26 protein-coding genes, 1 tRNA gene and 1 pseudogene are annotated in these 22,193 nt (G+C 61.9%); 17 read left to right on the plus strand and 11 right to left on the minus strand.

Annotated features, from left to right (window positions below):
- Window positions 1-83 precede the first annotated feature (83 nt).
- Window positions 84-1,160: an ABC transporter substrate-binding protein gene (locus ACLEJW_RS04765; protein ID WP_313303064.1), complete on the minus strand. Its 1,077-nt coding sequence runs from the start codon at window positions 1,158-1,160 to the stop codon at window positions 84-86.
- A gap of 213 nt (window positions 1,161-1,373) precedes the next feature.
- On the opposite strand from ACLEJW_RS04765, the gene ACLEJW_RS04770 reads away from it, so the two are divergent.
- The 6 genes and pseudogenes from ACLEJW_RS04770 (at window position 1,374) to ACLEJW_RS04795 (ending at window position 7,589) form a co-directional block, all read left to right on the plus strand.
- On the plus strand, window positions 1,374-3,026 hold the full coding sequence (locus ACLEJW_RS04770) for a nitrite/sulfite reductase (RefSeq protein ID WP_145187224.1): 1,653 nt from the start codon (window positions 1,374-1,376) through the stop codon (window positions 3,024-3,026).
- Window positions 3,010-3,504: a DUF934 domain-containing protein gene (locus ACLEJW_RS04775; protein WP_145187228.1), complete on the plus strand. Its 495-nt coding sequence runs from the start codon at window positions 3,010-3,012 to the stop codon at window positions 3,502-3,504. Before ACLEJW_RS04770 ends, ACLEJW_RS04775 begins: the two co-directional genes overlap by 17 nt.
- A gap of 214 nt (window positions 3,505-3,718) precedes the next feature.
- On the plus strand, window positions 3,719-4,522 hold the full coding sequence (gene dkgB, locus ACLEJW_RS04780; RefSeq protein WP_440777063.1) for a 2,5-didehydrogluconate reductase DkgB: 804 nt from the start codon (window positions 3,719-3,721) through the stop codon (window positions 4,520-4,522).
- Between the two features lie 4 nt (window positions 4,523-4,526).
- Window positions 4,527-5,694: pseudogene (locus ACLEJW_RS04785) on the plus strand (MFS transporter).
- Window positions 5,695-6,053: 359 nt separating this feature from the next.
- Window positions 6,054-6,239: a hypothetical protein gene (locus tag ACLEJW_RS04790; protein ID WP_440777064.1), complete on the plus strand. Its 186-nt coding sequence runs from the start codon at window positions 6,054-6,056 to the stop codon at window positions 6,237-6,239.
- 132 nt (window positions 6,240-6,371) lie between these two features.
- A complete protein-coding gene (locus ACLEJW_RS04795; protein WP_440777065.1) occupies window positions 6,372-7,589 on the plus strand; it encodes an amidohydrolase family protein in 1,218 nt (405 codons plus the stop codon).
- On the opposite strand, the gene ACLEJW_RS04800 is transcribed toward ACLEJW_RS04795, so the two are convergent.
- Window positions 7,586-7,951, minus strand: a complete 366-nt coding sequence (locus ACLEJW_RS04800) for a hypothetical protein (protein WP_440777066.1) — start codon at window positions 7,949-7,951, stop codon at window positions 7,586-7,588. The genes ACLEJW_RS04795 and ACLEJW_RS04800 overlap by 4 nt on opposite strands.
- A 210-nt stretch (window positions 7,952-8,161) precedes the next feature.
- On the opposite strand from ACLEJW_RS04800, the gene ACLEJW_RS04805 reads away from it, so the two are divergent.
- Window positions 8,162-8,401 carry a hypothetical protein gene (locus ACLEJW_RS04805; RefSeq protein WP_145187246.1) on the plus strand — a complete coding sequence of 80 codons (240 nt, stop codon included), beginning with the start codon at window positions 8,162-8,164 and terminating at the stop codon, window positions 8,399-8,401.
- Here the strand turns inward: ACLEJW_RS04805 and ACLEJW_RS04810 are convergent.
- Window positions 8,395-8,721, minus strand: a complete 327-nt coding sequence (locus ACLEJW_RS04810; RefSeq protein ID WP_313302167.1) for a hypothetical protein — start codon at window positions 8,719-8,721, stop codon at window positions 8,395-8,397. The two genes, ACLEJW_RS04805 and ACLEJW_RS04810, sit on opposite strands and share 7 nt — an antisense overlap.
- A gap of 234 nt (window positions 8,722-8,955) precedes the next feature.
- Between ACLEJW_RS04810 and ACLEJW_RS04815 the strand changes: the two genes are divergently transcribed.
- Both ACLEJW_RS04815 and ACLEJW_RS04820 read left to right on the plus strand, forming a co-directional pair.
- On the plus strand, window positions 8,956-9,747 hold the full coding sequence (locus ACLEJW_RS04815) for an OBAP family protein (protein ID WP_440777067.1): 792 nt from the start codon (window positions 8,956-8,958) through the stop codon (window positions 9,745-9,747).
- Window positions 9,748-9,892: 145 nt separating this feature from the next.
- A complete protein-coding gene (locus tag ACLEJW_RS04820) occupies window positions 9,893-10,084 on the plus strand; it encodes a hypothetical protein (protein WP_145187255.1) in 192 nt (63 codons plus the stop codon).
- A gap of 34 nt (window positions 10,085-10,118) precedes the next feature.
- On the opposite strand, the gene ACLEJW_RS04825 is transcribed toward ACLEJW_RS04820, so the two are convergent.
- From ACLEJW_RS04825 to ACLEJW_RS04835, 3 genes are all read right to left on the minus strand, one after another.
- On the minus strand, window positions 10,119-10,406 hold the full coding sequence (locus ACLEJW_RS04825) for a hypothetical protein (protein WP_145187258.1): 288 nt from the start codon (window positions 10,404-10,406) through the stop codon (window positions 10,119-10,121).
- 149 nt (window positions 10,407-10,555) lie between these two features.
- Window positions 10,556-10,969, minus strand: coding sequence for an alternative ribosome rescue aminoacyl-tRNA hydrolase ArfB (gene arfB, locus ACLEJW_RS04830; protein WP_313302160.1), 414 nt, complete (start codon window positions 10,967-10,969; stop codon window positions 10,556-10,558).
- Window positions 10,970-11,103: 134 nt separating this feature from the next.
- Window positions 11,104-11,191 (minus strand) — tRNA-Ser (locus tag ACLEJW_RS04835).
- Between the two features lie 123 nt (window positions 11,192-11,314).
- On the opposite strand from ACLEJW_RS04835, the gene ACLEJW_RS04840 reads away from it, so the two are divergent.
- The 8 genes from ACLEJW_RS04840 (at window position 11,315) to ACLEJW_RS04875 (ending at window position 17,070) form a co-directional block, all read left to right on the plus strand.
- Window positions 11,315-11,986 carry a Bax inhibitor-1/YccA family protein gene (locus ACLEJW_RS04840; protein WP_027919754.1) on the plus strand — a complete coding sequence of 224 codons (672 nt, stop codon included), beginning with the start codon at window positions 11,315-11,317 and terminating at the stop codon, window positions 11,984-11,986.
- Window positions 11,987-12,169: 183 nt separating this feature from the next.
- Window positions 12,170-13,549: a nucleobase:cation symporter-2 family protein gene (locus ACLEJW_RS04845; RefSeq protein ID WP_440777068.1), complete on the plus strand. Its 1,380-nt coding sequence runs from the start codon at window positions 12,170-12,172 to the stop codon at window positions 13,547-13,549.
- Window positions 13,550-13,634: 85 nt separating this feature from the next.
- On the plus strand, window positions 13,635-14,027 hold the full coding sequence (gene tusD / locus ACLEJW_RS04850) for a sulfurtransferase complex subunit TusD (RefSeq protein WP_440777069.1): 393 nt from the start codon (window positions 13,635-13,637) through the stop codon (window positions 14,025-14,027).
- Between the two features lies 1 nt (window position 14,028).
- Window positions 14,029-14,388, plus strand: a complete 360-nt coding sequence (gene tusC / locus ACLEJW_RS04855) for a sulfurtransferase complex subunit TusC (protein WP_313302152.1) — start codon at window positions 14,029-14,031, stop codon at window positions 14,386-14,388.
- Window positions 14,388-14,684 (plus strand): sulfurtransferase complex subunit TusB, encoded by a 297-nt coding sequence (gene tusB, locus ACLEJW_RS04860; RefSeq protein WP_145187368.1) that lies wholly within the window; start codon window positions 14,388-14,390, stop codon window positions 14,682-14,684. The genes tusC and tusB overlap by 1 nt, the downstream gene beginning before the upstream one ends.
- Window positions 14,681-15,016, plus strand: coding sequence for a TusE/DsrC/DsvC family sulfur relay protein (locus ACLEJW_RS04865; RefSeq protein WP_145187370.1), 336 nt, complete (start codon window positions 14,681-14,683; stop codon window positions 15,014-15,016). Before tusB ends, ACLEJW_RS04865 begins: the two co-directional genes overlap by 4 nt.
- Window positions 15,013-16,017, plus strand: a complete 1,005-nt coding sequence (locus ACLEJW_RS04870; protein WP_440777070.1) for a glycosyl transferase family protein — start codon at window positions 15,013-15,015, stop codon at window positions 16,015-16,017. The genes ACLEJW_RS04865 and ACLEJW_RS04870 overlap by 4 nt, the downstream gene beginning before the upstream one ends.
- A 93-nt stretch (window positions 16,018-16,110) precedes the next feature.
- On the plus strand, window positions 16,111-17,070 hold the full coding sequence (locus ACLEJW_RS04875; RefSeq protein WP_145187374.1) for a glutathione S-transferase family protein: 960 nt from the start codon (window positions 16,111-16,113) through the stop codon (window positions 17,068-17,070).
- Between the two features lie 39 nt (window positions 17,071-17,109).
- On the opposite strand, the gene cysG is transcribed toward ACLEJW_RS04875, so the two are convergent.
- The 5 genes from cysG to lolA are packed head-to-tail and all read right to left on the minus strand — an operon-like array spanning window position 17,110 to window position 22,145.
- Window positions 17,110-18,501, minus strand: a complete 1,392-nt coding sequence (gene cysG, locus ACLEJW_RS04880) for a siroheme synthase CysG (RefSeq protein WP_145187377.1) — start codon at window positions 18,499-18,501, stop codon at window positions 17,110-17,112.
- Window positions 18,502-19,782 (minus strand): serine--tRNA ligase, encoded by a 1,281-nt coding sequence (gene serS, locus ACLEJW_RS04885; protein ID WP_145187380.1) that lies wholly within the window; start codon window positions 19,780-19,782, stop codon window positions 18,502-18,504. It lies immediately after the preceding gene.
- Between the two features lie 30 nt (window positions 19,783-19,812).
- A complete protein-coding gene (gene crcB, locus ACLEJW_RS04890; protein ID WP_313302135.1) occupies window positions 19,813-20,187 on the minus strand; it encodes a fluoride efflux transporter CrcB in 375 nt (124 codons plus the stop codon).
- Entirely contained in the window at window positions 20,184-21,509 is a 1,326-nt protein-coding gene (locus ACLEJW_RS04895) for a replication-associated recombination protein A (RefSeq protein WP_145187386.1), read from the minus strand. Before ACLEJW_RS04895 ends, crcB begins: the two co-directional genes overlap by 4 nt.
- A gap of 12 nt (window positions 21,510-21,521) precedes the next feature.
- Complete coding sequence (lolA, locus tag ACLEJW_RS04900; protein WP_440777071.1) at window positions 21,522-22,145, minus strand: outer membrane lipoprotein chaperone LolA; 624 nt, start codon at window positions 22,143-22,145, stop codon at window positions 21,522-21,524.
- Window positions 22,146-22,193: the final 48 nt, after the last annotated feature.

Raw genomic sequence — 22,193 nt, forward strand, 5'->3', positions numbered from 1 at the left:
CATTGCCTCTTGTAGTGGTTATGGGAATGCACTTCACAACCCGTAGTTAAGACGAGCAATGCCCTTCTCTCAAGCAAGGTCTTTCAATAGTCGACGGGTGACGTGAGAAACGGATACTGGTAGTCGGCCGGGCGTCCCTGGGCACTGTAGCGCCGGAAATCGACGCCATAGTCTTCGCGTTCCAGCAAAGCCAGCCAGCGCCGTGCGGTGGCCTGATCGATCGACTGCAGCACCGGCATGACGTGCTCGCGCTTACCGTCGCGATTGATTTCGACACCGTTGGCATCGTCGTGCAACAGCACCATGGCCCAACCGCCCAGGGTGGTGTGTCCGCCCATCAACACCCCCAGGCGACCATCGATACGCGCGCGCAGGGCCTCGGCTGAACTGTTGATGGCACTGAATACCACATCGCGACCTGGCCGGCGCCCTGCTTCTTCGAACGCCTGCATGGCCCCGAACGCCATCTGATCGTTCGCCGCCCACACCAGACGGATGTCGGGGTAGCGCTGCAGCAGCTGCTGCGCCTGCTCATAAGCTCGTTCGCGACTCCAGCCGCCATACACCACCTGGCGCAGGCGCACTTGCGGGTGATCGGCCAGCGCCCGGCGCATGCCCTCTTCGCGCAATTGCGAGGCCGGCGTGGTCTTGACGCCGGAGAATGCCACCAGGTCGATCGGCTCGTTATCACGTGGCAGCAACGCAACCATTTCCTTGAGCATGCGCAAGCCAGCCTGCTGGTCATTGGCGGTCAAGGTGCCGAGCAGCTGCCCATAGGTACCGGGCTGGGCCTGGATGCTGCCGGCCTGGCTGGGGGTCAGGCCATTGTTGACCAGGAACAGCTTCACCCCCGTGCCCTGGGCCAGGCGCATGATCTGCGGCGCGACGTACTGCTCATTGACCAGCACCAGGTAGTCTGGCGGCTGCGGCCCGTTGAGCAGCGCCCGGGCTTGGCTCATCGCCAGCAGCGGATCACGCTGGCTGTACTCCACGCGCAGGGTCATGCCCAACTCGTCGGCAGCAGCGTGCATGAAGCGCGAATAGCTGGTCCAGAAGATTTCGTCGGACTGTCCAGGATTGAGGAACACCACCGAGGCGGCCTGGGCGCTGAGTGCCAACGGCAGACTCAGGCACAAGCTTTGGCACAGCGCCTTGAGCATGCGAAAACACCCTTGCGACAAAGCGCTGAGTATAAACCCCTGTAAACATGGGGTAACAAATGCCAGTCAATCTCACTTAGTTCGTTTGGTTCTTTTCATATGCAAAAACATCACTTTAGCGCATAAACCCAACCTGCTATCGTTCCCCGGCTCCGAACCGGAGTGCGCGGCCGTGCGCGCGAATAGCTGCATGCAGCCTGAGACAGGACTTTTATGTACGTATACGACGAGTACGATCAGCGGATCATCGAGGACCGCGTCAAGCAGTTCCGTGATCAGACCCGCCGCTACCTGGCCGGTGAGCTGAGCGAAGAAGAATTCCGCCCTCTGCGCTTGCAGAATGGCCTTTACATCCAGCGTTTCGCGCCGATGCTGCGGGTTGCCGTGCCCTACGGCCAGCTGAACGCGCGCCAGGTCCGCACCCTGGCCAAGATCGCCCGCGACTACGACAAGGGCTATGCCCACATTTCCACCCGCCAGAACGTGCAGTTCAACTGGCCGGCCCTGGAAGATATCCCCGACATCCTTGCCGAGCTGGCCACCGTGCAGATGCACGCGATCCAAACTAGCGGCAACTGCCTGCGCAACACCACCACCGACCAGTTCGCCGGCGTGGCCGCAGATGAAATCGTCGATCCGCGCCCGTGGTGTGAAATTGTCCGCCAGTGGACCACATTCCACCCTGAATTCGCCTACCTGCCGCGCAAGTTCAAAATCGCCATCAACGGCTCGAAAGAAGACCGCGCAGCCATCGAAGTGCACGACATCGGCCTGGAGCCGGTGCGCAACGCTGCAGGCGAGCTGGGCTTCCGCGTGTTGGTCGGCGGTGGCCTGGGCCGCACGCCGGTGGTCGGTTCGTTCATCAACGAGTTCCTGCCCTGGCAGGACCTGATCAGCTACCTGGACGCCATTCTGCGCGTGTACAACCGTTACGGTCGTCGTGACAACAAGTACAAGGCGCGGATCAAGATCCTGGTCAAGGCGTTGACGCCTGAAGTGTTCGCCGAGAAGGTCGAGGCCGAGATGGTCCACCTGCGCGGCGGCGCGACCACCCTGACCGAAGCCGAGGTCGAGCGCGTCTCGCGTCACTTCGTCGACCCGCAGTACCTGGCCCTGGAAAACGTCGACTACAGCGCCCAGGACGCCGAATTCCCAGGCTTCGCCCGCTGGCGCTCGCGTAACACCCGCGCCCACAAGCGCCCTGGCTATGTGGCCGTGACCCTTTCGCTCAAGCCGACCGGCGTGGCGCCTGGCGACCTCACCGACAAGCAACTCGATGCCGTGGCCGACCTCGCCGAGCGCTACAGCTTCGGCTACCTGCGCACCTCCCACGAACAGAACATCATCCTTGCCGATGTCGAGCAGCGCCAACTGCACGCCCTGTGGATGGAGCTGCGCGAAGGCGGCTTCGCCACCCCGAACATTGGTTTGCTGACCGATATCATCTGCTGCCCGGGCGGCGACTACTGCTCGCTGGCCAACGCCAAGTCGATCCCGATCGCCGAATCCATCCAGCGCCGGTTCGATGACCTGGACTACCTGTTCGACATCGGTGAGATCGACCTGAACATCTCGGGCTGCATGAACGCCTGCGGTCACCACCACGTCGGCCATATTGGCATTCTCGGGGTGGACAAGAAGGGTGAGGAGTTCTACCAGGTTTCGCTCGGTGGCAACGCCGCACGCGACGCCAGCCTGGGCAAGATCCTCGGGCCGTCGTTCGCCCAGGATGACATGGCCGATGTGATCGAGAAGCTGATCGCCGTGTACGTCGAGCGACGCACCGAGGAAGAGCGCTTCATCGACACCTACCAGCGTATTGGCATCGACCCCTTCAAGGAACGCGTCTATGCAGCGAATCATTAAGCACAACCAGATCGTCGACGAAACCTGGCACCTGCTGCCCAAGGAAACCTCGTTCGACGAGCTGACCAACTGCGACGACTACATCGTCCCGCTGCAAATGTGGCGTGACCATGCTCATGTGCTCAAAGCGCGTGACGGCGGTCTGGGCGTATGGCTGGACAGCGATGAGCAAGCCGAGGAAATCGGTGACGACGTGCAGCACTTTCAGGTCATCGCCCTGAACTTCCCCGCGTTCACTGACGGCCGCAGCTACTCCAACGCCCGCCTGTTGCGTGACCGCTACGGCTTCAAGGGCGAGTTGCGCGCCATCGGCGACGTACTGCGTGACCAGCTGTTCTACATGGCCCGTTGCGGCTTCGACGCTTTCGCCGTGCGTGCCGACAAGGACCCGGAAGATGCCCTGCTGGGCCTGCAAGACTTCTCGGTTACCTACCAGGCCGCCACCGACGAACCGCTGCCGCTGTTCCGCCGCCGCTGATCTTCAGCTGCGCTCCCACGGCCCGCCCTTCGGCGGGCCGTTGCGTTTAGGTGCACTCACTCACCGTCATTGTTGCTTTGCGGTCAAATGACTTTGGCGCCGCGCCGGATTAATCAAACCCGCCGAAACCCTCACACTCACTCCCACTCGAAGATCAAGCGGCCGCTGGGCCACGCCCGGCGCGTTTCTTCATTCATTCAACGGGAGCACCCTCATGAGCATTCCATCCTTCGGCCTCGGCACTTTCCGCCTCACCGGGCAAACTGTCATCGACTCGGTCAAGGCTGCCCTGGAGCTGGGTTATCGCGCCATCGACACGGCGCAGATCTACAAGAACGAAGCCGACGTCGGCCAGGCCATCGCCGAAAGCCAGGTGCCGCGTGATGAGCTGTTCATCACCACCAAGATCTGGGTGGACAATTATGCAGCTGACAAGCTGATCCCCAGCCTGCGCGAAAGCCTGGATAAATTGCGCACCGAGCATGTCGACCTGCTGCTGATCCACTGGCCGGCACCTGGCAACGGTGTCGAGCTGAGCGAATACATGCAGGCGCTGGCCGAAGCCAAGCAACAGGGCCTGACGCGCCAGATCGGCGTGTCGAACTTCAATATCGAATTGACCCGCCAGGCGATTGCCGTGGTGGGTGAAGGTGAGATCGCCACCAACCAGATCGAGCTGAGCCCGTACCTGCAAAATGCCAAGCTGAGCGCGTTTCTTGAGGATCACGGCATCACCGTGACCTCGTACATGACCCTGGCCTATGGCAAGGTACTGAAGGACCCGCTGCTCGCCGAGATTGCCGCCAAGCACAAGGCCACCGTCGCGCAAGTCGCCCTGGCCTGGGCGTTGCAACTGGGTTATGCCGTCATCCCCTCCTCGACCAAGCGCGAGAACCTGGCCAGCAACCTGCTCGCCCAAGGCTTACGCTTGGATGCCGAGGACATGGCGCGAATCGCCACGCTGGAACGCAACGGGCGTGAAGTGAGCCCCGCCAACTTGGCGCCTGTTTGGGATTGACATCATGACCCAGCAGATCCTCAACCCCAGGCGCGTGCTGATCGCACTGGCCATCGGCGCCTTCGGCATCGGCACCACCGAGTTCACCCCCATGGGCCTGTTGCCGGTGATTGCCGATGGCGTGGGTGTGAGCATTCCCAGTGCCGGCTTGCTGATCACCGCCTACGCCATTGGCGTGATGGTCGGCGCACCGATCATGACGCTGTTGTTCAGCCGTTTCGGCAAGCGCGCGGCGCTGATGGCGTTGATGGCGATCTTTACCCTGGGCAACCTGCTCTCGGCGCTGTCACCGGACTACTACTCGCTGCTCGCTGCGCGCTTGGTCACCAGCCTCAATCACGGCGCGTTCTTCGGCCTTGGCGCAGTGGTCGCCGCCAGTGTCGTGCCCAAGGATAAACAGGCCAGCGCAGTAGCGACCATGTTCATGGGTTTGACCATCGCCAACATCGGCGGCGTGCCAGCAGCCACCTGGTTGGGCCAGCAAATCGGCTGGCGCATGGCATTTGCCGGCACGGCGATGCTGGGCCTGTTGGCGATGCTGGCGCTGTGGTACGCCCTGCCCAGGGGCGAACGCGGCAGCGTGCCACACGTACGCAAGGAGTTGGCGGTGATCGCCAGGTCCGACGTGTTGTTGGCGATGGCCACCACGGTGCTGGGCGCGGGCGCCATGTTCACCCTGTATACGTACGTGGCGCCGGTGTTGGCCGAGCTGGCCGCAGCGTCGGAGCGTTTCGTCACCTTGGGCCTGGTGTACCCTGGGCAACAGCCTGGGTGGGCGCCTGGCCGACTGGTCGCTCGATGGTGCAGCGCGGATCTGCCTCGCAGCTCTGGCTGTCATCATGCTGGCGATGCCGCTGGTATTGGGCAGTCATCTAGGCGCCGCCGTCGCGCTGCTGGTCTGGGGCGTGTTCACCTTTGCCGTGGTGCCTCCTCTGCAGATGCGCGTCATGACCGCCGCCGCCGATGCCCCTGGGCTGGCATCCTCGATCAATGTCGGGGCGTTCAATCTGGGCAACGCGGTTGGCGCTGCCCTGGGCGGCGCCGTCATCAGCCTGGATCTGGGTTACGCCGCCGTGCCCATGGCGGGCGGCGTACTTGCCGCGGCGGCGTTGCTGCTGGTGTGGCTAGGGGCTCGTCGACAAATGGCCCGGCCGCAGCCAGACAGGGCCTGACACTGCAGGCGCATGTAACCCTGGCCGACATGGGTTGTCAGGCGACGCAGGGAGGCGAAGAACGGATTCAATTGATACATAACGTGTCAGACATGGCTAAACAGCCGCGGCTGCCCCGCGCCGCCCTGCGCAACCCGTTGAGAACCGCAACCTCAAGTATTGCGGGCCATTCATGACCCTTGCCTGCTTACGAAATGAAATAGCTCGCTGCCGGATTTGTAGGGCGTTTCCCGTATAGATGTAGGCCGAATCTCGGCCAAGGGATCTTCCTGTATGAAACCTCAGTTTCCGTAGGATTTGATGCCTGATACGGTCCATTTTTCCTACAACGGCATGGATGCCAACGGCACGAGAGCATCATGGACCAATACAACGAATCCGGGCTGGCGCTGCGCAAACGTCTGCTCAATCTGCGCCAGGGACGGGACCGGTTGAACGCTGCCGGAGAACACACTGAGGCGGATCGATTAAGCCGCGAGATCGCGCGGATTGAAGCGGTGGTGGGCGCGCTGCCAGACGGTGCCAAGCCTCCGACCCTGCAATAGCGCCTGCAGCGCTTCTGATGACTTGGCCCAGAAGCGCTATCGGAAATGCCACTGCCATCGATCCTGATAATTAATTGGTGACAACGCCGGCAACTCCCTACCGTAGCGCGTAACCAACGCTTGGGAGCAGCCATGAACGACCGTGAGTTCATCAACGCCATCGATGCAGATGGCCACCCGCTGAACATTGCCGTGAGCCACGGCCGAATTACCCATCTCGGCCCACAGCGCGCCGGATACCCGGCCGCCGAAGTTGTCGACCTAGCGGGGCTGCTGGCCCTGCCCGGCTTCGTCGACGGTCATATCCACCTGGACAAAAGTTTCGTGGGCGACCGTTGGCATCCGCATCAGCCTGTTGCCAGCCTGCGCGAGCGCCTGGCCGTGGAAAAGCGCGAGCTCGCCAGCGCTGCACCGATCGCCGAACGGGCTGAGGCCCTGATGCGCCAGGCCGCCGCGTTCGGCACGGTGGCAATGCGCTGCCACGTCGATGTCGACGCGACTACGGGCTTGCACAACCTGCGCGCCATCTTGCAGGCACGGGAAACGTTCAAAGACCTGCTCGACATTGAGTTGGTGGCCTTTCCCCAGGCCGGCGTGATGACCTGTCCTGGCACCGCCGAGGTGCTGGAAGCCGCCGTGCGCGAAGGCGTGCAAGTGATTGGCGGGATCGACCCGACGATGCTCGACGGCGACGCCGAAGGCCAGCTCGATGTGGTGTTCGGTATCGCCGAGCGCCATGGCGTGAAAGTGGACATCCACCTGCACGAACCCGGCGAGCTGTGCCTTGCTCAGCTTCGGCGCATCGCCGACCGGACTACGGCCCTGGGCATGCAGGGGCTGGTGGCGGTCAGTCACGCCTATGGTCTGGGCGATGTGCCTGACGCTGCGCTAGATCAGGCTGCTGTCTCGCTCGCCGATGCAGGTATCTCGATCATGACCAATGCCCCCGGCGATCGCGCCTTCCCACCGGTGCTGCGCCTGCGCGCCAGCGGCGTACAGGTGTTTACCGGCAACGACAACATTCAGGACGCCTGGTGGCCGTTCGGCAATGGCGACATGCTGCAACGGGCGATGCTGGTGAGCTACCGCTCTGGCTTCAACACCGATGCAGCACTGCGGGTGGCCTTGGAGATGGCGACCGTGGCAGCGGCGCAGGTCATGGGCAAACAGGATTACGGGCTCAAGGTTGGCAGCGAGGCCAGCTTCGTGCTGTTCAGAGCGCCGAACGCCGTCGCCGCAGTGGCTGGCGCGCTGCACGAACGTTGGGTGGTGCGCCACGGAGCGGTCTGGGGCCGCCCTGAGCAGCTACCGTTCGACGCAGCGCCGCTCGTTGCTGCTCGGCAACGTTAGCCTCGAATACGCTGCCACTGCTGCCAGACAAACGCCAGCGCACTGCTCGACCAGGCCAGCCAAGCCAACGCCACTTGCCAGTGGTTGAGCACCGCCAAGGGCTGGCCCATGAAAAAGAGTGTCGATATCAGCGACAGCAGTAACGCGACGCCGGCCAACGGCACCCGCAGCAGGGCGGTCAACCAGCGCGGCAGCCAGCGCGCAAGCACGGTAAGAAAGCCCAGCAGCAGCGAAATGACGATCAGCAACAGCGGCACGCTGATGAGCGCCATCGCCGGTTCAGCTTCTCCACCATCTTCTCCCGGCACGTAAAAACTCGCATACCACACCGGGTAACACAGCACATGGGTGAAGATGATCACGGCAATTGGCGCCAGTGGGAAAATCAATATGCTGAGCAGCGTGTGTCGAGTGTTCAAGCGCGCATCCTTGGCCTACGGACAGTCTCGCCGACTTTACCAGAGCCGTGGCGCCGGATGACACGGCGCGCCAGTGAATCGTCTCGATGAGTCATGTTGATGCATCCACGCCTAGGACTAATACTTAGGTCCATGTCTGGGGAGGCGTGAATCATGCAAACACGATTTGTCATCGTTCCGGCTGTACCGATCGAAAAGGACTGCTTCAAGCCAATTGCTCGCAGCTACGCTGCAGCAGTCACGGCAGGGTTCGATATCTACGACAACCTTGAAAAACTCCGCTTGAAGCCTAGCTATTCCACCCGGTCACTGGCAGAAGCTGCGCGCTCGGAGCTCACTGAGCGGTGCCGAACACCTGACGAACTCTTCCCGTTTCTACGACTGGATTATTGACCTCCAGTGCCCTGCAGATCCGCATACCACTGCGCGTAGGGCGTATTGGCAGCGCGCCGTCGGTTGTAATCAGGGGCACCGTCCTGCCACCAGACAGGTCCACGTTCGCCGAGCGCCACCTTGGCAGCATCGACGCGCGCGCGTGCCGCGGCCAATTGCGCCGCATCAGCAGCGCGCTTGGCCTGTTTGACCGCGCGGCGTGCGTCCATCAGGTCGTGTACCAGCCGTTCTCGCTCTGCCTCGCCCAGTGACGGATCGGTGCAACGCCACAGCTGCCCTTTGACCACAAAGTAGCGACCGTCTGGGGTTTTCGGATACACGGACCCACCTCCATCAACCTGATCTGTTTACGAAGAAAATATCGACATGGTGTTCACTTTTTTTTCACGCAAGCTCTGGCAGCCTTAAGTCATCCCTACGTGTGATAGAGCCTTGCCCGTCTAGCAGCGGGCTTTCTTTTGCCTGCGATTTATACACGCGGCCCATTCGTCCGTTGAACTGCCTGCTTGTCCGGCCAGTGTTGTCCCTACGGAACAACATTCAGAGCCATTGCCATGCGATACGTACCCGCCCTCACCCTCCCACTGGCCTGCAGCTTGCTCTGGGCCTGCTCCGCGAAAACGACTGAGTCGCCCGTTCAGACCCCCGGCAGAGCTGAAACCGCCACTACCCGATTGCTGGATGCAGGGGCTGCGGCGCTGCAGTCCAAGCCACCCATCGACGCCATCAATACCTACCTGGACGGTTTTCACTTCTACAACGGGCACCCCGAGATCCAGATGGAGGCACACCACTACTGCTCGATCCTCAACGAAGACGTGATCCAGTGCGTCATCTTCGATGGCAATACCGAGCAAGCAAAGCTCATGGGCGTCGAGTACATCATCGACCAGAAACTGTTCGCCGCTCTACCGGCCAAGGAAAAAGCCATGTGGCACAGCCACGGCTACGAAGTGTCATCGGGGCAGTTGGTCGCCCCGGGCATTCCACAGGTGGCCGAACATGCACTGATGAAACGACTGGCGCACACCTACGGCAAGACTTGGCACACCTGGCATACCGACCAGGACAAGGCCCTGCCGATTGGGGTGCCCCAGTTGATGATGGGCTTTACCGCCGATGGCCAAGCCGATCCAAAGATGGTCGAGCAACGCAATCGGCGTTTGCAGATCGACGCGGCGAAAAACAAATCCGCTCGCGCCGACATCCCGATCCCCCGGGCGGACCCAGCCGCCAATGGCTGGCAGCACGGCCAGGTGATTCAGTTGACTGATCCAACAGGCGGGCATCTGCACCAACCTGCCAAGTCGACTCCGGAGGCCAGTAACAGCCGCTCAACCCGATAAGTTCCACGGCCAGCGACAAAATTTAGCAATTGTTGCTCTTCGCAGTGAACGTTTAGCCCATCCAGGCACTCCATGTACCGCACCGTGCGTTCATGTCGAACACGGTGCGGGAAGGATCCTGCTGGTAGTCCATGGAGAGGTAGCCGTGAGCGTCACCCTGAGATGCCTTAAATGCGAAGGGCAGGAGCTGGTCAAGCCAACGCGCCTGCACCGAAAGTCGATCCTGACCTGCCGCACCTGCAGCGCCATCGCCCTGTACGGTGACTTGCTCGAAGCGGCTGGTCAGCGCCTGATGGCCGACATCAAACAGCGGCTACCCCTGATGAACGTCGGCTAACGGCTTGCACCTCCCTCGGCCTGCCAGACCACGGTCAGGCCGAGCGACGATCCTGTTGCGGCTGCGTTGCCAGGCACCTTGCCCGCCCCACTCCCCACGCGAGCGCGCGGGTCATCGACTCGCCCGGCCGATTGTCGAAGGCCTCCTCATGCAAGGCCATGCCGGTGCCGGCATACACCCCAATGAACATCTGCGTGTGCCCCGTGCGCGACAGGCGTACCTGAATGTCCATGGTCGTGCCGTTATCCAGGGTTTCGTCATGAGTCCTGTGGTGTAGCGTGGGGTCTGCCCATTGCCAGAAAATGTCACCGCGAATCCGCATGCCGACCTCCTACGACTTTAGTCTTATATGGGTGCCTTCACGATAGCGCAGCGAAGCGGCAACGCAATCACCGGCTGGCGGATTATGGCGTTGGATTGTGACGGGATATGAGTTCCTGGTAAGCGGCGCACGCGGCGTCGACAGCGGCGTTAGAAATCCACCTTGCCCCGACCCGCCTTGACCGTACTGCGCCGCGCCTTGCCGTCCAGACGACGCGTCTTCGAGCCCAGCGTGGGCTTGGTCGGGCGGCGTTTCTTTTCGGTCTTGCCAGCTGCGCTGATCAGCTCGACAAGACGCGCAAGCGCATCGTTGCGGTTCTGTTCCTGGGTACGGTATTGCTGGGCCTTGATGATCAGCACACCGTCGCTGGTGATGCGATGGTCACGCAGTGCCAGCAACCGCTCCTTGTAGAATTCTGGCAATGACGAGGCGCGGATATCGAAGCGCAGATGCACCGCGCTGGACACCTTGTTGACGTTCTGCCCGCCCGCACCTTGCGCACGGATGTAGGTCAGTTCGATTTCGCTGTCGGGCAGGTGTACGGTGTTGGAGACAGTGAGCATGACGTGGCCTTGGTGAGTAAGCGCCATTATCACAGGCTTCGCGACTGTTCCCTAGTGCACCGGAGAATCTGCGGTGACCGACGGTCCATAACGACGAAACCCCCGGAACGTGGGTTCTCGGGGGTTTCAGAATATGGCGGAAGCGTAGAGATTCGAACTCTAGGATAGTTGCCCATCGACGGTTTTCAAGACCGTTGCCTTAAACCACTCGGCCACGCTTCCAGCTCGTTTGCGGCCGCCATAATACCGTAATGAAACACGCTGTCAAACTCTCTGTGTCGCGGGTTGCAGGGGCTCTGTTAGACTGCTTGCATCTGAACGTCCAAAACCAACAGGAGTGTCGCCATGCGCGAACAGGATTACGCCGTACACCACGGCCAGCAAGCCGAGCAGCAGGAGGTCAGCAAGGTCCTGCGCAACACTTACAGCCTGCTGGCACTCACCCTCGCCTTCAGCGGTGTCATGGCCTTCGTCGCTCAGCAAATGCGCGTTGGTTACCCGAACGTCTTCGTCGTGCTGATCGGCTTCTACGGGTTGTTCTTCCTTACCGCCAAGCTGCGTGACTCGGTCTGGGGTCTTGTGTCCACCTTCGCCCTGACTGGCTTCATGGGCTTCATCCTCGGCCCTATCCTCAACCGCTACCTCGGCATGGCCGGTGGCGCTGAAGTAGTGAGCTCGGCCTTCGCCATGACCGCGCTGGTGTTCGGTGGCCTGTCGGCCTACGTGTTGATCACCCGTAAGGACATGAGCTTCCTCAGCGGCTTCATCACCGCAGGTTTCTTCGTGCTGCTGGGCGCGGTGGTCGCAAGCTTCTTCTTCCAGATCAGCGGCCTGCAATTGGCGATCAGCGCCGGCTTCGTGCTGTTCTCGTCGGTCTGCATTCTGTTCCAGACCAGCGCCATCATCCATGGCGGCGAGCGTAACTACATCATGGCTACCATCAGCTTGTATGTCTCGATCTACAACCTGTTCATCAGCCTGCTGCAGCTATTCGGGATCATGGGTCGGGACGACTGATACTTCCCGGCCATACCCTGCAAAAGCCCGCTTCGGCGGGCTTTTTTCATCACCTCCGCCTGACTTGCGAGTCAGGAAAATTGGCGAATACCCGTAGAACGTGTCGGTATCGTCCCCGCCTCTACCGCAATCGTGGTTCTGCCCGTAGAATGCGCTCCTTTTTTCTCCGGGGCAGCTTCAGCCATGAGCTCACACGAAAACAGCCCGGGCGCGTCAGCGCCTGCCAATGAACTGGTGCTTGGCCTGGAAGACAAGCCGCGGCTGTTGATCGGCCTGCTGGCGGCATTGCAGCACCTGCTGGCGATCATCGTGCCGATCGTCACGCCTGGCCTGTTGATCTGCCAGGCGCTGGGCGTCTCGCCGCGGGACACCAACCTCATCGTCTCGATGTCGCTGGTGATCTCGGGGATTGCCACCTTCGTTCAATGCAAGCGCTTCGGCCCCTTCGGTGCCGGGCTGTTGATCGTGCAAGGCACGAGTTTCAACTTCGTCGGCCCGCTGATTGCCGGTGGTGCGCTGATGGTCAAGCAAGGCACAACCGTGGAAAGCGTGATGGCAGCGATCTTCGGTGTGGTGATCGCAGGCTCGTTCGTGGAAATGGGCGTCTCGCGAATCCTGCCTTTCGTCAAACGGCTGATCACCCCTCTGGTCACCGGCATCGTCGTGCTGATGATCGGCCTCACACTGATCAAGGTCGGCTTGATCAGCATGGGCGGTGGTTTTGGCGCCATGGCCAACGGCACCTTTGCTGACGGTGAGAACCTGCTGCTTTCCGGCGCGGTGTTGGCGGTGATCGTCATCCTCAACCGCGTCCCTGTGGTGTGGATGCGCAGCTGCGCCATCGTCATTGCACTGGCGGTCGGCTACGCATTGGCCGGTTATCTAGGCCGCCTGGACTTCACCGGCATGCACGAGGCTGCCCTGTTCCAAGTACCGACCCCACTGCACTTTGGCCTGGGTTTCTCCTGGGCATTGTTCATTCCCATGCTGGTCATTTATCTGGTGACCTCGCTGGAGGCCATCGGCGATGTCACCGCCACCAGTAAAGTGTCGCGCCAGCCGGTCGAAGGTCCGCTGTGGATGCAGCGGATCAAAGGCGGCGTGCTGGTCAATGGCGCCAACTCGCTGTTGGCAGGGCTGTTCAACACCTTTCCCAGCTCGATCTTCGCCCAGAATAATGGCGTGATTCAGTTGACCGGCATCGCCAGCCGCCACATCGGCGTGTGGATTGCCGTGATGCTGGTACTGCTCGGCCTGTTCCCAAGCGTAGCCGGGGTGATCCAGGCAGTGCCTGAGCCGGTACTCGGTGGTGCGGCGATGGTCATGTTCGGCGCAGTCGCAGCATCTGGCATCAACATCCTGGCCAGCACCCGCCTGGATCGCCGGGCACTGTTGATCATCGCGGTGTCACTGGCTTTGGGCCTGGGTGTTGCGCAGGTGCCCGAATTCCTTGCGCACATGCCCGCCGCGGTGCGCAACGTACTGGAATCGGGCGTGGCCACTGGGGGTATCTGCGCCCTGCTGCTTAATTGGTTCCTGCCAGAAACCAGACAAGACGCCTGATACGCCTCTTCGTCCGTGCAAGCCCGCGCCCACTTGCGCGGGCTTTTTGTTTTATCATGACGGCATCCATTTGCATGAGTTGCCCATGAAATTCGCTATCGCGGTGTTTTCCCCGGCCCACGCCCCTTCCTCGCGGCGCGCCTTGCGCTTCGCCGAGGCGGCGCTCGCTGGCGGGCACGAGATTGTCCGGTTGTTCTTCTATCAAGACGGCGTGCACAGCGCTTCAGCCAACATTGTCGCGCCCCAGGATGAGCAGGATATCGCTGGCCAATGGCGTGCCTTTGTCAGCGAGCAGCGACTCGACGCCGTAGTCTGCATCGCCGCAGCGCTGCGCCGTGGGGTGCTGGATGAAGCCGAAGCCAATCGCTACCAACGCGCTGCGGTGAATCTGCCCAGGCCCTGGGAACTATCGGGGCTTGGCCAGTTGCATGAAGCCGCTCAACTCGCCGACCGCCTGGTCTGCTTCGGAGGCGACTGAATTGGCCAAATCCATGTTGATCATCAGCCGCCAGGCGCCGTGGAGCGGCCCTTCGGCGCGCGAAGCGCTGGATATCGCTCTGGCCGGCGGCGCCTTCGACCTGCCCCTGGCCATGCTGTTTCTCGACGATGGCGTGCTGCAGTTGGCACCTGCTCAGCAGCCTGACGCGGTACAACAGAAGAACCTTGCGGCCAATCTGCAGGCCCTGCCGCTGTTCGGCGTCGACGAGTTGTTCGCTTGCCAGCGTAGCCTGGCCCGGCGCGGTATGCCCAGTGAGGGCCTGGAGCCTGCTGTGACAGTACTCGACGACGCCGAACTGCAAGCGCTGATCGCGCGCTTTGACCAAGTGGTGACACTCTGATGCCGACCCTCCACGTGCTTTCCCATTCGCCATTCAATGACGACCGGCTCGACAGTTGCCTACGCCTGCTGGGCAGTGAAGACGCCCTTTTACTGTGCGGCGATGCAGTCTACGCGCTACACGAGGGCTGCGACCCACAGGCAAAGTTGATCCGGGCTAATCTGAGCCATCGCCTGTTCGCCCTCGATGAAGACCTCAAGGCACGCGCCATCGACAGTCCATTGATGCAAAGCGTTGATTACTCGGCCTTCGTCGAGCTGACCTTGCGCTTTGACAAGGTGAACAGCTGGCTATGAGCACATTGCACGTTGGCGAGCAGCTCATCGCCCTGGATAAAGATGGTTTCCTGCTTGATCTGCATGAGTGGTCCCACCCCGTCGCGCACGCGCTGGCCGCACGCGAAGGAATTACCTTGAGCGCCGATCACTGGGAGATCATTGAACTGCTGCGGCAGTTTTACGATGAGTTTCAGCTCTCTCCAGCCACCCGCCCGCTGATCAAGTACGCCGCGCTCAAACTGGGCGCGCAAAAAGGCAACAGCCCGCACCTTAACCGCCTGTTCAATGGCACTCCTGCCAAGCTCGCCGCGAAGCTCGCGGGCCTGCCCAAGCCGACCAATTGCATATGACCGTAGCTCGCCCGCTTACCCTGCAAACCCCCGACGAGCACCCGTTCGCCGAATTCGTGCGCATCCTCGGCAAAGGCAAGCGCGGCGCGCGCGGGCTGTCTCGCGATGAAGCCCGCGCCGCCATGACCTTGCTGCTTGAAGACAAAGTCGAGGACACCCAGCTGGGCGCTTTTCTCATGCTGCTGCGGCACAAGGAAGAAAGCGCCGAAGAGCTTGCCGGCTTCACCGAGGCAGTGCGCGCGCACGTGCAAGCGCCGCCGATTGCCGTGGACATCGACTGGCCAAGCTACGCCGGCAAGAAACGTCACCTTCCCTGGTACCTGCTGGCCGCCAAGTGTCTGGCCGATAACGGCGTACGCATCTTGATGCATGGCGGCGGTGCGCATACCGCTGGGCGCCTGTACACCGAGCAACTGTTGGTGTTGTTGAAAATCCCGCTGTGCCGTGACTGGGCCTCGGTCAGCCGAGCGCTGGATCAGCAGCGCCTGGCGTTCGCGCCCTTGCAGGACTGGGCACCGGCACTGCAGCGCATGATCGACTTGCGTAATACCCTCGGCCTGCGCTCACCCATTCACTCGCTGGCGCGCGTACTCAACCCGCTGGGCGCACGCTGCGGCCTGCAGAGTATCTTTCACCCTGGTTACCAGGCAGTACACCGTGAGGCCAGCCGGCTATTGGGCGACCATGCCGTGGTCATCAAAGGGGACGGTGGCGAGATCGAGGTAAATCCCGACGTCATCAGCCACTTGTATGGCACGACGGCAGGCGATGCATGGGATGAACAATGGCCTGCGATGAGCGAGCGCCGGCACGTCAAACCGGCAAGCTTGCAACCTGAGCAACTGGTGGCGGTATGGCGCGGCGAAGCCGAAGACAGCTATGGTGAAATGGCCGTGATCGCCACTATCGCCCTGGCGTTACGTGGCTTGCACCATGACCGCGAGCAAGCCTTCGCCATCGCCCGCAGCTACTGGGTCGCGCGTAATCAATCGAATATCTAGATAATTTGTGCGCACTCTTTGCGCTAGTTATTCGAACGATATTCCCTAGACTGGGCTCCAACGACAACCAACTTGTGTTTCGAGGAGCTCACCATGGGCCTTTTGATCGACGGCCGCTGGCATGATCAGTGGTATGAAAATGGCAAGGACGGCAGCTTCAAGCGCGAAAGCGCCCAACGCCGCAATGAGCTCCCAGCCGCAGAAGCAGGTCGCTATCACCTGTATGTTTCATTGGCCTGCCCGTGGGCACACCGCACCTTGATCGTACGCGCGCTCAAGGGACTGGAGCCTTTGATCGACGTCTCGGTGGTGAGCTGGCTGATGCAGGATCACGGCTGGACCTTCGATCAACGGCAGGGCTCAAGCGGCGACCATCTCGACGGCTTGCAGTACCTGCATCAGCGCTATACCGAGGATGACCCACACTACACCGGCCGGGTGACCGTGCCGGTGCTGTGGGACAAACAGGAGAAGCGCATCGTCAACAACGAGTCGGCGGAAATCATTCGGATCTTCAATACAGCCTTCAACGCGCTGACCGGCAACGCCCTGGACCTCTACCCTGAACCGCTGCGACCTACCATCGAGGCGCTCAATGAACGCATCTATCCAGCCGTGAACAACGGCGTGTACCGCGCGGGTTTCGCCACCACCCAGGATGCCTACGAGGCAGCGTTCGACGATGTCTTCAACGAGCTGGATCATCTGGAAGCGCTGCTAGAGCGCAACCGCTACCTGGCCGGCGAATACCTGACCGAAGCCGATATCCGCCTGTTCACCACCCTGGTGCGTTTCGATGCCGTGTATCACGGGCATTTCAAATGCAACCTGCGCCGTTTGAGCGACTACCACAATCTGTCCAACTGGCTGCGTGAGCTGTACCAATGGCCGGGGGTGGCAGACACGGTGAACATGGAGCACATCCAGAAACACTATTACATGAGCCACAAGACCATCAACCCGAACGGCATCGTGCCCAAAGGGCCGCTGCAGGACTTCACTCAGCCGCATGATCGGCAGCGGCTGCCAGGCAAGGGTATCTGGCAGGCTTGAAGCAAAAGGGGCCGCATTTCAAGTGCGGCCCCGTTTGCTTCAGCTGTTTTGTGAGCCTTCGAACCAGGCCAGTTTCTCGCGCAGTTGCACCACCTCCCCGACAATCACCAGCGTAGGCGCATGCACCTCATGCCGGGCGACCAGGTCAGGCAGGTCCGCCAAGGTACCGGTGAATACCCGCTGATTGCGCGTCGTGCCCTGCTGCACCAGCGCAGCCGGAGTGCTGGCCGCACGACCGTGACGAATCAGTTCAGCGCAGATGGTGGGCAGTCCAACCAATCCCATGTAGAACACCAGGGTCTGGGCTGGAGCCACCAGATCATGCCAGGGCAGGTTGCTGGAGCCGTCCTTGAGGTGCCCGGTGACGAAGCGCACCGACTGGGCGTAATCGCGATGGGTGAGAGGTATGCCCCCGTACGCCGAGCAACCACTGGCCGCGGTGATGCCTGGCACCACCTGGAATGGGATACCCTGCTCGGCCAGCTCTTCGATCTCTTCGCCACCTCGGCCGAAGATGAACGGATCGCCGCCCTTGAGGCGCAGTACCCGCTTGCCCTGCTGCGCCAGGTCGACCAGCAGACGGTTGATCTGGTCCTGGGGTACGGCGTGATCGGCCCGGCGCTTGCCCACATAGATGCGCTCGGCATCACGCCGGCACATCTCGATGATCGCCGGGGCCACCAGACGGTCGTACAGCACCACGTCGGCCTGCTGCATCAGCCGCAAGGCGCGAAAAGTCAGCAGGTCCGGATCGCCCGGCCCCGCGCCCACCAGATACACCTCGCCTCCTTGCTGCATCGGCGCGCCGTCGACCATGGCCTGCAACATCCGCTCGGCTTCGCCACCCTGTCCGGCCAACTGGCGCTCGGCAATCGGGCCTTGAAAAACCGTCTCCCAGAAGCCACGGCGCTGATTGACGTCCGGATAGAGCGATTTGACCGTGTGCCGAAAACGCGCAGCCAAGCCTGCCAACTCACCGTACGCGGCGGGAATCCACGCCTCGAGCTTGGCCCGGATCAGCCGTGCCAGCACTGGCGCATCGCCGCCACTGGACACCGCGATGACCAGGGGCGAACGGTCGACGATGGCCGGAAAGATCACCGTGCACAGGGCTGGCGCATCGACCACGTTCACTGGCACGCTGAGCGCCTGTGCATCGGCCGATACCTGGGCGTTGAGCTGCGCATCGTCGGTGGCGGCGATGACCAGTCGGCAACCTGCCAGGTCCGCAGCCTGATAGCCGCGCACCAGCACCTCACCGCCCCCTTCGCGGGCCAATGCGGCCAGTTGGCCGTCGACGTCCGGCGCGACCACGCGCAGCGCGGCGCCGGCATCGGCCAGCAAGCGCGCCTTGCGCAAGGCAATCTCGCCGCCGCCGACGACCAACGCACGGCCGCCCTGCAACTTGTGGAACAGCGGCAGGTAATCCATTTAGCCGATGACCTCGATGCCGCCCATGTAAGGCTTGAGCACTTCTGGCACACGGATCGAGCCATCCGCCTGCTGGTAGTTTTCCAGCACCGCCACCAGCGTACGGCCTACAGCCAGCCCCGAACCGTTGAGGGTATGCACCAGCTCCGGCTTGCCGGTTTCCGGGTTGCGCCAGCGCGCTTGCATGCGTCGCGCCTGGAAGTCGCCGCAATTCGAGCAGGAGCTGATTTCGCGGTATTTGTCCTGGCTGGGCACCCACACTTCCAAGTCATAGGTCTTGACGGCGCCAAAGCCCATGTCGCCGGTGCACAGGGCCAGCACCCGGTATGGCAGCTCGAGCAGCTGCAGCACACGCTCGGCATTGGCCGTCAGGCCTTCGAGCGCTTCCATCGACTTGCCCGGCTCGACCACCTGGACCATCTCGACCTTGTCGAACTGGTGCTGACGAATCATGCCGCGGGTGTCACGGCCCGACGCACCGGCCTCGCTACGGAAGCACGGGGTATGGGCCACCAGCTTGAGCGGCAGCTGCTTGGCATCGAGGATCTGCTCGGCCACCAGGTTGGTCAGCGACACCTCGGCCGTCGGGATCAGGTAGAAATCGGCTTCGCCTTCGCGCGTGATCTTGAACAGGTCTTCCTCGAACTTCGGCAACTGCCCGGTGCCCTGCAGCGCAGGTGCTTGCACCAGGTACGGGGTGTAGTGTTCCTCGTAGCCGTGCTCGCCGGTGTGCAGGTTGATCATGAACTGCGCCAGGGCGCGGTGCAGGCGTGCGATGGGGCCGCGCAGCACGGCGAAGCGGGCGCCCGAAAGCTTGGCGGCAGCTTCGAAGTCCAGGCCACCGCTGATTTCGCCCAGGGCCACATGGTCCTTGATGTCGAAATCGAAGGCAGGCGGCGTACCCCAGCGGCGTACTTCGACGTTGTCGTCTTCGCTGGCACCGACCGGCACGCTGCTGTCCGGCAGGTTCGGGATGGTGAGCAAGATGCCATCGAGCTCGGCCTGGATCGCGTCCAGTTCGGTCTTGCCCAACGCCAGCTCGTTGGCCATGCGCTCGACGTCGGCCATCAGCGGCGCGATGTCTTCGCCCTTGGCCTTGGCCTGGCCAATCGACTTGGAGCGGGCATTACGCTCGGCCTGCAGCTGCTCGGTGCGGGTCTGCACCGTCTTGCGGCGCTCTTCCAGTGATTCGATGCGCGCGACATCCAGGCTATAGCCACGGGAGGCCAGGCGATCCGCCACTTCCTGAAGTTGGCCGCGTAACAGTTTGGAATCGAGCATATCGTTCTCTCGTTATAGGTAGGTGTTGGTTCAGAAGCGAGTGAGGGACAGGCCGGCCCAGGTGGCCAATAGCCCGCCCACTACGCTGATACTGGTATAGCCCAATGCAAGCGGCACTTGCCCACTTTCAAGCAGGCGCACGGTATCGAGCGAGAAGGAGGAAAAAGTGGTAAGACCGCCGAGAAACCCCACGATCAGGCCGGCGCGCAACTCGACAGGCACCAGCGGCTTGTGCAGGAACAGGCCGTACAGCAAGCCGATCAGCAGGCAACCGAGCAGGTTGACCGCCAGCGTACCCAGATAGAAATGCCGTGGCCAGTGGGCGGTGACCCAAGTGGCGGTGGCAAAACGCAGCAACGTGCCAGCTACCCCACCGGCGCTTACGGCGGCAATCAGCGCAATCATGGTTTTCTCCGCTGTCGCGGGCTAGTGCGGTCTAGATCGGCCAAATGGCGGAGCTTCTCGCCGATTTTCAACTCCAGGCCTCGCGGCACGGGCTGGTAGTATTGCCGCGGCTCAAGCGCGTCTGGGAAGTAGTCTTCACCGGCCGCGTAGGCGTCGGGCTCGTCATGGGCATAGCGGTACTCATCGCCATAGCCTAACTGCTTCATCAGCTTGGTCGGGGCATTGCGCAGGTGCAGCGGCACTTCCAGCGAACCGTGCTCGGCGGCCTCACGCATCGCGGCCTTGAAGCCGGTATACACGGCATTGCTCTTCGGCGCGCAGGCAATATAGGTAATTGCCTGCGCCACTGCCAGTTCGCCCTCGGGACTACCCAGGCGTTCTTGCACGTCCCACGCCGCCAGGCACAGGCTCAGGGCACGGGGGTCGGCATTGCCGATGTCCTCGCTGGCCATGCGCACCACCCGCCGGGCGATGTACAGCGGATCGCAGCCACCATCGAGCATGCGCGCGAACCAGTAGAGTGCGGCATCGGGGTTGGAGCCGCGTACCGATTTGTGCAACGCAGAAATCTGGTCGTAAAACGCCTCGCCACCCTTGTCGAAGCGTCTACGGCTGTCGCCCAGCAGGCTTTGCAGCATCTGCACGTCGATTTCGCTGCCATCTTCGGCAAGGTCGGAAGCGTTTTCGAGGAAGTTGAGCATGCGCCGGCCATCGCCATCGGCGGCGGCCATGAGCATCTTGAAGGCTTCATCGCCAACCCGCAGGTGGCGTTTGCCCAGGCCGCGCTCTTCAGTCAGGGCGCGATCGACCAGCTTGCGCAGGGCGGGCTCGTCGAGACTTTTGAGCACGTACACCCGCGCCCGCGACAACAGCGCGTTGTTCAGCTCGAACGAAGGGTTTTCCGTAGTGGCGCCGATGAACAGCAGGGTGCCGTCCTCGACATAGGGCAGAAAGGCATCTTGCTGGGACTTGTTGAAGCGGTGGACCTCGTCGACGAAGAGGATGGTTCGCCGCCCATACTGCCCGGCCTGCTGCTTGGCCACTTCGACCGCCTGGCGAATCTCCTTGACCCCGGCCAGCACCGCCGAGACTGTTTCGAAGTGCGCGTCACAAAACTGCGCCAGCAACCGCGCCAGGGTGGTCTTGCCCACTCCAGGCGGGCCCCAGAAGATCATCGAATGCAGTGCACCCTGCTCCAGTGCCTCGCGCAGCGGTTTTCCACGCGCCAACAGGTGCTCCTGGCCAACGTACTCGTCCAGGTTGGAAGGACGCAGGCGTGCCGCCAGAGGTTGGGCCACAGGTTCGCTTCGAAACAGGTCCATGACGCGCTCTGTTTACTCCTTGATGACGTCGGCACCTTTGGGGATGTCGAACGTAAAGGTGCTGTCCGCCACGGCCTGGTTGGCCTTGACGCCATTGAACAGGATGTTGGTGCGCTGACCGACGCTGTCGATCAACTGCATGTCATTGATCAGACCCTTGCGGAACGATACCCGCAACGAATCGAACAACGTGTCCTTGGTCTTGGGCTTGAGGGTGAAGTCCATGACATCACCCTGCTGCTTGGAGGTAATGTCGAAACTCTGGCTGATCTTCGACACATCGCCAGAGAGCAGCAGTGCCGGGGTCTGGTTCAGACGCTGATCGAGCTTCTTGACGGTGGCCTGCTCCAGGTCCGGGTCCCACAACGTTACATTGCGGCCGTCGGACACTACCACCTGCTCCTGAGGCGCATCAGTGTGCCAGTAAAACAGACCTGGGCGCTTGACGGTCATCTTGCCGGAGGTTTCCTGCAAGCTGGTGCCGCCTGCGTCGAGGGTCAGCTGGGAGAAATTGGCCTGGATGGTCTGGGACTTTTCCAGCAACTGGGTCAGGCGCTGCACATCTTGCTCACCGGCATAAGCAGTAACCGAGCCCAGGGTAAGGGCAGAAGCCAACAGCATGCGAATCGCGCGCATGGGAATCCTCTTTGAGCGTATGGAAAAGCCGAGCGTCCTGTAGGACAC

The sequence above is a fragment of the Pseudomonas sp. SMSB3 genome (genome assembly GCF_052041965.1).
Taxonomy (GTDB): Bacteria; Pseudomonadota; Gammaproteobacteria; order Pseudomonadales; family Pseudomonadaceae; genus Aquipseudomonas.

Excerpts from the sequence above, each read along its gene's own strand:
- ACLEJW_RS04805 (WP_145187246.1), top strand. The coding sequence starts at position 8,162 with ATGCAAACACGATTTGTCATCGTTCCGGCTGTACCGATCGAAAAGGAC.
- ACLEJW_RS04895 (WP_145187386.1), bottom strand. The coding sequence starts at position 21,509 with ATGGACCTGTTTCGAAGCGAACCTGTGGCCCAACCTCTGGCGGCACGC.
- ACLEJW_RS04875 (WP_145187374.1), top strand. The coding sequence starts at position 16,111 with ATGGGCCTTTTGATCGACGGCCGCTGGCATGATCAGTGGTATGAAAAT.
- ACLEJW_RS04815 (WP_440777067.1), top strand. The coding sequence starts at position 8,956 with ATGCGATACGTACCCGCCCTCACCCTCCCACTGGCCTGCAGCTTGCTC.
- ACLEJW_RS04865 (WP_145187370.1), top strand. The coding sequence starts at position 14,681 with ATGAGCACATTGCACGTTGGCGAGCAGCTCATCGCCCTGGATAAAGAT.
- crcB (WP_313302135.1), bottom strand. The coding sequence starts at position 20,187 with ATGATTGCGCTGATTGCCGCCGTAAGCGCCGGTGGGGTAGCTGGCACG.
- cysG (WP_145187377.1), bottom strand. The coding sequence starts at position 18,501 with ATGGATTACCTGCCGCTGTTCCACAAGTTGCAGGGCGGCCGTGCGTTG.
- lolA (WP_440777071.1), bottom strand. The coding sequence starts at position 22,145 with ATGCGCGCGATTCGCATGCTGTTGGCTTCTGCCCTTACCCTGGGCTCG.
- tusB (WP_145187368.1), top strand. The coding sequence starts at position 14,388 with ATGCCGACCCTCCACGTGCTTTCCCATTCGCCATTCAATGACGACCGG.
- ACLEJW_RS04795 (WP_440777065.1), top strand. The coding sequence starts at position 6,372 with ATGAACGACCGTGAGTTCATCAACGCCATCGATGCAGATGGCCACCCG.
- ACLEJW_RS04770 (WP_145187224.1), top strand. The coding sequence starts at position 1,374 with ATGTACGTATACGACGAGTACGATCAGCGGATCATCGAGGACCGCGTC.
- serS (WP_145187380.1), bottom strand. The coding sequence starts at position 19,782 with ATGCTCGATTCCAAACTGTTACGCGGCCAACTTCAGGAAGTGGCGGAT.
- dkgB (WP_440777063.1), top strand. The coding sequence starts at position 3,719 with ATGAGCATTCCATCCTTCGGCCTCGGCACTTTCCGCCTCACCGGGCAA.
- ACLEJW_RS04790 (WP_440777064.1), top strand. The coding sequence starts at position 6,054 with ATGGACCAATACAACGAATCCGGGCTGGCGCTGCGCAAACGTCTGCTC.
- ACLEJW_RS04825 (WP_145187258.1), bottom strand. The coding sequence starts at position 10,406 with ATGCGGATTCGCGGTGACATTTTCTGGCAATGGGCAGACCCCACGCTA.
- tusD (WP_440777069.1), top strand. The coding sequence starts at position 13,635 with ATGAAATTCGCTATCGCGGTGTTTTCCCCGGCCCACGCCCCTTCCTCG.
- ACLEJW_RS04840 (WP_027919754.1), top strand. The coding sequence starts at position 11,315 with ATGCGCGAACAGGATTACGCCGTACACCACGGCCAGCAAGCCGAGCAG.
- ACLEJW_RS04845 (WP_440777068.1), top strand. The coding sequence starts at position 12,170 with ATGAGCTCACACGAAAACAGCCCGGGCGCGTCAGCGCCTGCCAATGAA.
- ACLEJW_RS04765 (WP_313303064.1), bottom strand. The coding sequence starts at position 1,160 with ATGCTCAAGGCGCTGTGCCAAAGCTTGTGCCTGAGTCTGCCGTTGGCA.
- ACLEJW_RS04870 (WP_440777070.1), top strand. The coding sequence starts at position 15,013 with ATGACCGTAGCTCGCCCGCTTACCCTGCAAACCCCCGACGAGCACCCG.
- arfB (WP_313302160.1), bottom strand. The coding sequence starts at position 10,969 with ATGCTCACTGTCTCCAACACCGTACACCTGCCCGACAGCGAAATCGAA.
- ACLEJW_RS04775 (WP_145187228.1), top strand. The coding sequence starts at position 3,010 with ATGCAGCGAATCATTAAGCACAACCAGATCGTCGACGAAACCTGGCAC.